Raw genomic sequence first — 6043 nt, 5'->3', positions numbered from 1 at the left:
GCTTTTAAAAGCTCCCCTTTTTTATACTTTAAAACCGCCATTGCGCGTTTAACATTACTTGTTGCTGCGAGATGCGTTGATTAAAGTTTATTGCCGCCCTATTTGCAGCAAAACTTTTAAGTGCTGACGCCTCTATCCCTAGCTGTATTGTTTTACTAAGGTCATAGCGCCATGTTGCTGTTAAACCTTCTCCATGGCTGGCATTAGGGTCAAACGCAGTGGTGTCGTTGTCAGTTACTTTAAAATAATCGTAACGTAACGATACCCTATGTTTATTTTCTTTATGACTGATCATTACATAATGGCTATAAAAAGCATTATTTATTAGTAAGTTATGACCCATAGCAGTTTTACCATTGAGCACTTGTGCAATTAAACGTGTTTTTTTACTAAATTTATATAACCACGCAGCACTCACAAAGCGGGTATCCCATGCATACTGCCCAGAACTAATATTCACCTTAGTAAGGTCGCCGTTATTATCGTAGTAATACACTCGAAATTGTGACTGTTTTAAGTAATCCCAATGCATACCCACGTAATAGCCAAAGCGTCCGTCTACTTCTTCAAACGGGAGAACTTGGTTAGCCTGCCAGCGCAACTCATATTCATTTAAGGCGGCTATAGGCGCAAATTTAATACTTTCGTTAAATGTAGTTTGTCTATCGTGTAATGCAAAACCACGCCACGCAAGTAAAGTTCCTGCAGAATCATTGCCTTTAAATGTAGCACCTACAACACTAAAGCTATGTGCGCTATTAAAGCGTTTGGCTGGTCGCTTAACAGTTACTTCTGCGCCAACAGTGCGTACTTCCTCGCCTATCCAGCTGTTAATAGCTGAGTTTGTGTAGTTATAAGGAGAAGTCCAGCCTATATCAGGATTTTCTAACGACATCAGCGGGTAAAAGCCACCTACGCGCACGTGCCATTTATAATCACTGTTAGATAGTGGCTGATACTTTACATAAGCTTGCGTAAACCCCAAGCCAACATCAGGATCTTGATTAGCGTTTAACACACCATGAGCCGACCAGCTAGATGCTAAATCAACACTAAAATCTAAAATACCTTGGGACAAAGTAAGCTCATCACTTTGAGTATCGTGGCGATACAAACCAATGCCTCCTTCTTGCCAACTAAGCACGTTATCACCTTGTATAACTCTAATTTGTAATAGGCCTTTTACCTGTGCATTCGATGCGCAGCAAAACAAGACGGCACAGCTTAACAATGTTGCCTTAAAAAAATTATTCGTAATCATCAAATTCATCCGTGACGAAGTCAATTTGCTCAATTATTGCCTGCTTAACTTTATAGGTAAGTGGTGTTGAGCTTATCGTTACAGGTTCTGATTCAACATTACTAATATCGCCAAACCCAGAGTGCCATACACTTAATTTGTACTCGCCTGCTACCGCTGTTAATTCAACCTTGCCAGTGTCATCAGTAATCGCAAAAATGGTGCTATCAACCACAACTATATAGCCCAGCATCCAATCGTGAATATTACAACCAAGCTCGACAACGCCTGTTTGTTCAAACACTAAAGGTGCTTTAGGTTGCTCTTTATAAAGCTTTAATTCAAATGTTTTAGCCTCAGAAAATGAGTAAACATGATGCATAATAGAATCAGCATTAGGGAACTCCACTTTGGCATTTTGCGGAACGACTAAAATACGCGGTGTAAATTCTCTATTTTTTTGACTCATTGAATAAAGTGTACTGGGTAAAGTGATTTTCTCTGAGGTATTTTTTGCAGTTAACCACACAACAGCATTAGCTATGGGCTCATTTTTTGTATTTTTAATTATTATGCTAACTGCTGCGGCTTGCCAGCTTGAGACCATTAATATGGTAAAGGCGAAAAACTTGATCATTAGCTTCCTAATTCTTATTTTCAATTTATTTACATTATAGACCGAGTAGCTTGATAATTTCTTTCTCTTTTTTATAACATTGAATACGTATGTAGAAAGTCGTATTCCTTAACAACTGCCTTTATGCTGATTGATTCACACTGACACACCCAAGGATCAACAATGAGAACATCAGCACTCTTACTTTTAGCTTTTTCGAGTGGTTGCTTTGCTCAGACAGCTACGCTGCAATCTCCTAACGGCAATATAAAAATTATAATATCAGATGAACAGAGTACGCCTACTTACTCTATTGATTTTAAGAATAAGCCCGTAATAAACAACTCAGCTCTTGGATTTGAATTTAAACAACAAGCCCCTTTTAGTGAAGGCTTTAAAATCACCAAAACTCAAGATCGCACTATAGATACACAATGGCAATTACCTTGGGGTGAACGCCAAACTGTTACCGATAAACATAATGAGATTACCGTAACATTTAACAAGACGCAGCCTCAAGGCGGCACTTTTACCGTTAGGTTTAGAGCATTTAACAATGGTGTTGGCTTTAGATACGAAGTACCAAAACAGGCTGGTTTTGACAACATAGAAATAACAAAAGAACTGACCGAATTTGCTATAACCAATAGTAACGATGCCACGGCATGGTGGATCCCTGCTCGTGGTTGGAACCGTTATGAGTATGTTTATAACACCACCCCGCTAAATGATGCGGCTTTAGTACACACGCCATTTACTTTTAAAAATAAAGACGGCATACATTTTAGTATCCACGAAGCTGCCCTTGTTGATTACGCAGCAATGGTACTTAATCAGCGCCGCCCAGGTACATTTCAGGCTGATTTAACACCTTGGTCAGATGGGATTGCAGTTAAAAAGCAAGATGCATTTACTACGCCATGGCGCACGATTCAAATGGGTGAAAGTGCCGTAGATTTAATTAACTCTGACATTATTTTAAACCTAAATGAGCCGAATAAATTAGGCGATGTATCTTGGGTTAAGCCTGGTAAATATGTTGGTATTTGGTGGGGGATGCATATAAACACCCAAACATGGGGGAGCGGCGAAAAACATGGCGCGACCACTCAAACAACTAAATACTACATGGACTTTGCAGCACAATATGGTTTTGATGGTGTGTTAGTTGAGGGTTGGAACATTGGCTGGGATGGCGATTGGTTTTCTAATGGCGATGTATTTAGCTTTACCCAACCTTATGACGACTTCGATATAGCCGCGCTTACTCAATACGGTAAAGAAAAAGGCGTGCAGCTCATTGGTCATCACGAAACATCCGGCAGTGTAAGTAACTATCGTAACCAAATGGAGGATGCGTTTACTCTTTACGAAAAATCAAATGTAAGCCAAGTAAAAACAGGCTACGTAGCCGATGGTGGAAATATTAAACGTATCGACGAAAACGGGATAGCTCGCCATGAATGGCACGATGGCCAGTTTATGGTTAACGAATATCTTTATAACGTAAAGCTAGCTGCTAAACATAAAATTAGTATTAACACCCACGAACCAATTAAAGATACGGGTCTTCGTCGCACTTTTCCAAACTGGATTGCCCGCGAAGGTGCACGCGGACAGGAGTTTAATGCATGGAGCACGCCTCCAAACCCACCAGAACACGTACCAATGCTTGCTTTTACCCGTATGCTGGCAGGTCCAATGGACTTTACCCCTGGTATTTTTGATATGAGCTTTAATGGCCTAGGTGCCGATACTAATCGTCCGCAAACTACACTTGCTAAGCAACTGGCACTTTATGTGGTGTTATATAGCCCAATTCAAATGGCGGCCGACTTACCTAAAAACTATTTAGCTAAACCTGATGCATTTCAATTTATTCAAGACGTACCCACAGATTGGCAACAAAGCATTGCGCTTGATGGTGAAGTTGGCGACTTTATTGTGTTTGCACGCAAAGAGCGAAAAAGTGATAAGTACTCAGGAAATGACTGGTATTTAGGCGCTGTTACCGACGAAAAAGCTCGTACTATGACAGTGCCATTAGACTTTTTAGAGCAAGGTAAAAAGTTTGAAGCGCAAATTTATAAAGATGGTCAAAATGCAGAGTGGAAAAATAAACCATACGACTTAACTATCGAAAAACGTATCGTTACTGCAAGCGATAAACTAACGCTTGAACTTGCTACCAGTGGCGGTGTCGCGATTCGCTTTAAAGCACTTTAAAGCGCCGATGTAATAAGCATCGTGGATATTGAATCAGCTGCAGTAAATTTACTGCAGCTGGTTTAAGTAGTGATTTACTTCTGCCTGATATCTTACCAATAAACCTTGCTCTATAATTAACCTGAACTGTGGATAATAAATCTATCTCAAACAGCTATTTTCAGCGCTAAATTTACTGAAATTTCTGGCTAGAGAAAAATAAACTTAAACGCTCATCTGCTTAAATGAATTTTGGGCATAAAAACTCATCCATTCTAAACATCATGTTAGCCGCTGTAATACTCTGTAATAGATTTCTCTGAGTGCATCACCTACCCTTTGTCAATATTCTTAAAAAATTGGTAGCTAAATACCATATTTATTCAATATAAACATCTCAATCGCTGAGAAAGGAATATTCGCCGTGGCTAACAAAGAAAAATCAACGTTCTCATTCATTCATCACAAGCTAGATAAATCAAGTAATGAAAACGCCATGCGCTTATCGAATATTATAATTATTTTATCTCTCGATTTACCTAGCACGCTCAACCTAGCGATGAAACATTCATGATTAAAAGCGATGAATTAAATAGCGGTGTTGTAATAATTGGTGCAGGTGTGGCTGGCTGTATTGCTGCGCTTGCTTTATGTGACTCTTATAAAGTAACACTCATCGATCAATCTGCATTTCCTGAGGAACGTATTGGAGAGTGTTTGGCACCCGCAGCAAAACGGATTTTACAACAGCTCAATTTGTTAGACGAGTTTGAAGGCCTATTAGAAACAGATATCGCACTTCCCCACCATTTGCATAATGCCGGAATAAAGATAAATTGGGGTCAAGAGGCACGTCACATTGCAGATAATCTTAGTAATACCGATGGATTCGGCTGGAGGCTCGATCGTAAAAAGTTCGAACTTTTTTTACGTGAAAAAGCTCAGCAGCGTGGTGTAGAGTGCATTTGGCCTGTCAAACTTAGCAACAGTCAATACCAAGGAAATTCGTGGCATATCACCCTTGTTAATTCCGATCCAGACTCAAGCACAGCGCAAGAAACAAATATAGCATGTCCATTCGTTATTGATGCGACAGGTCGTCAAGCTCATTTCGCCAAAAAATACACTAATCGTCAGCAAAATGATCGCTTAATATCATGTTGGGCAACGCTAGCTGATAACAGTGAAAATAAATTGGGTGATATTGTCTCAACTGAGAGTGGCTGGTGGTATAGTGCGCCACTTCCAAACCAACGTCGTGTTTTAGCCTTTCAAACCGATTCAGATCTCATTCCTAAAGAACTGCATCGCGATCCATTGTTTTTTATTCAACATGCTCAACAGCAACCAGCACTAGCAAAGTTATTAGATAACAATCAAGAAACATTAGATCTACAAGGCATTGTAAGCGCTAACTCAACACGTTTAAATACTTTCTCTGGTCAACAATGGGCCGCATTAGGTGATGCAGCTATGAGCTTTGATCCCTTATCATCGCAGGGGATTTTTAACGCAATGGCAAGCGCGATGCAATTGGCATTACTGCTTCAAAAATCAAATATACTAAAAGTTATCGATAACGATATACAACAGCACTTTAATAAAACCTATCAGCAACAAATAGAGCAAATATGGCGTCATTATTTACATCACCAGCACTATTTTTATCATCAAGAACAACGTTGGTCGAGCATGCCTTTTTGGCAGCGTAGGCATCAATATAGAGCATAACGAATGATCCACATCATAGTTTGAACTCTGGATAATAAATCGATCTTGAGCAGCTATTTTCAGCGCTAAATAAAATAAATTTAAATATCACCATGATTCAATACGTTAGGGCCTGTTTATCTTTCGAGGTTAAATTTGCAGCAGTGTGTTTGGTATTTAGGCAAGGCAGAGCCTATGTAGTGTGGTTATTCTCCATAAATAGGCGATAACACAGCATTAATACCAAACACGCGCTGCCTGAAGGTTCATAC

5 protein-coding genes are annotated in these 6043 nt (G+C 39.6%); 3 read left to right on the top strand and 2 right to left on the bottom strand.

What is annotated here, in order from left to right; all coding sequences use genetic code 11:
- Nucleotides 1–28: 28 nt before the first annotated feature.
- Both CWB66_RS20090 and CWB66_RS20085 read right to left on the bottom strand, forming a co-directional pair.
- Complete coding sequence (locus CWB66_RS20090) at nucleotides 29–1261, bottom strand: hypothetical protein (protein WP_138586774.1); 1233 nt, start codon at nucleotides 1259–1261, stop codon at nucleotides 29–31.
- Entirely contained in the window at nucleotides 1248–1877 is a 630-nt protein-coding gene (locus CWB66_RS20085; protein WP_138586772.1) for a methylamine utilization protein, read from the bottom strand. Before CWB66_RS20085 ends, CWB66_RS20090 begins: the two co-directional genes overlap by 14 nt.
- A 162-nt stretch (nucleotides 1878–2039) precedes the next feature.
- Between CWB66_RS20085 and CWB66_RS20080 the strand changes: the two genes are divergently transcribed.
- The 3 genes from CWB66_RS20080 to CWB66_RS20075 all read left to right on the top strand — a co-directional run bounded on the left by CWB66_RS20080 (nucleotide 2040) and on the right by CWB66_RS20075 (nucleotide 5792).
- Nucleotides 2040–4082, top strand: coding sequence for a glycoside hydrolase family 97 protein (locus tag CWB66_RS20080; protein WP_138586770.1), 2043 nt, complete (start codon nucleotides 2040–2042; stop codon nucleotides 4080–4082).
- A 403-nt stretch (nucleotides 4083–4485) separates the two neighbouring features.
- On the top strand, nucleotides 4486–4635 hold the full coding sequence (locus CWB66_RS22350) for a hypothetical protein (RefSeq protein ID WP_171037549.1): 150 nt from the start codon (nucleotides 4486–4488) through the stop codon (nucleotides 4633–4635).
- Nucleotides 4632–5792, top strand: coding sequence for a tryptophan 7-halogenase (locus tag CWB66_RS20075; protein ID WP_138586768.1), 1161 nt, complete (start codon nucleotides 4632–4634; stop codon nucleotides 5790–5792). The genes CWB66_RS22350 and CWB66_RS20075 overlap by 4 nt, the downstream gene beginning before the upstream one ends.
- Nucleotides 5793–6043 lie beyond the last annotated feature (251 nt).

Origin of the sequence: Pseudoalteromonas sp. S558 (genome assembly GCF_005886635.1) — a bacterium.
Taxonomy (GTDB): Bacteria; Pseudomonadota; Gammaproteobacteria; order Enterobacterales; family Alteromonadaceae; genus Pseudoalteromonas; species Pseudoalteromonas aliena.
Note: the sequence above shows the minus strand (reverse complement) of the source record. Positions and strands in the feature narration are given on the sequence as shown.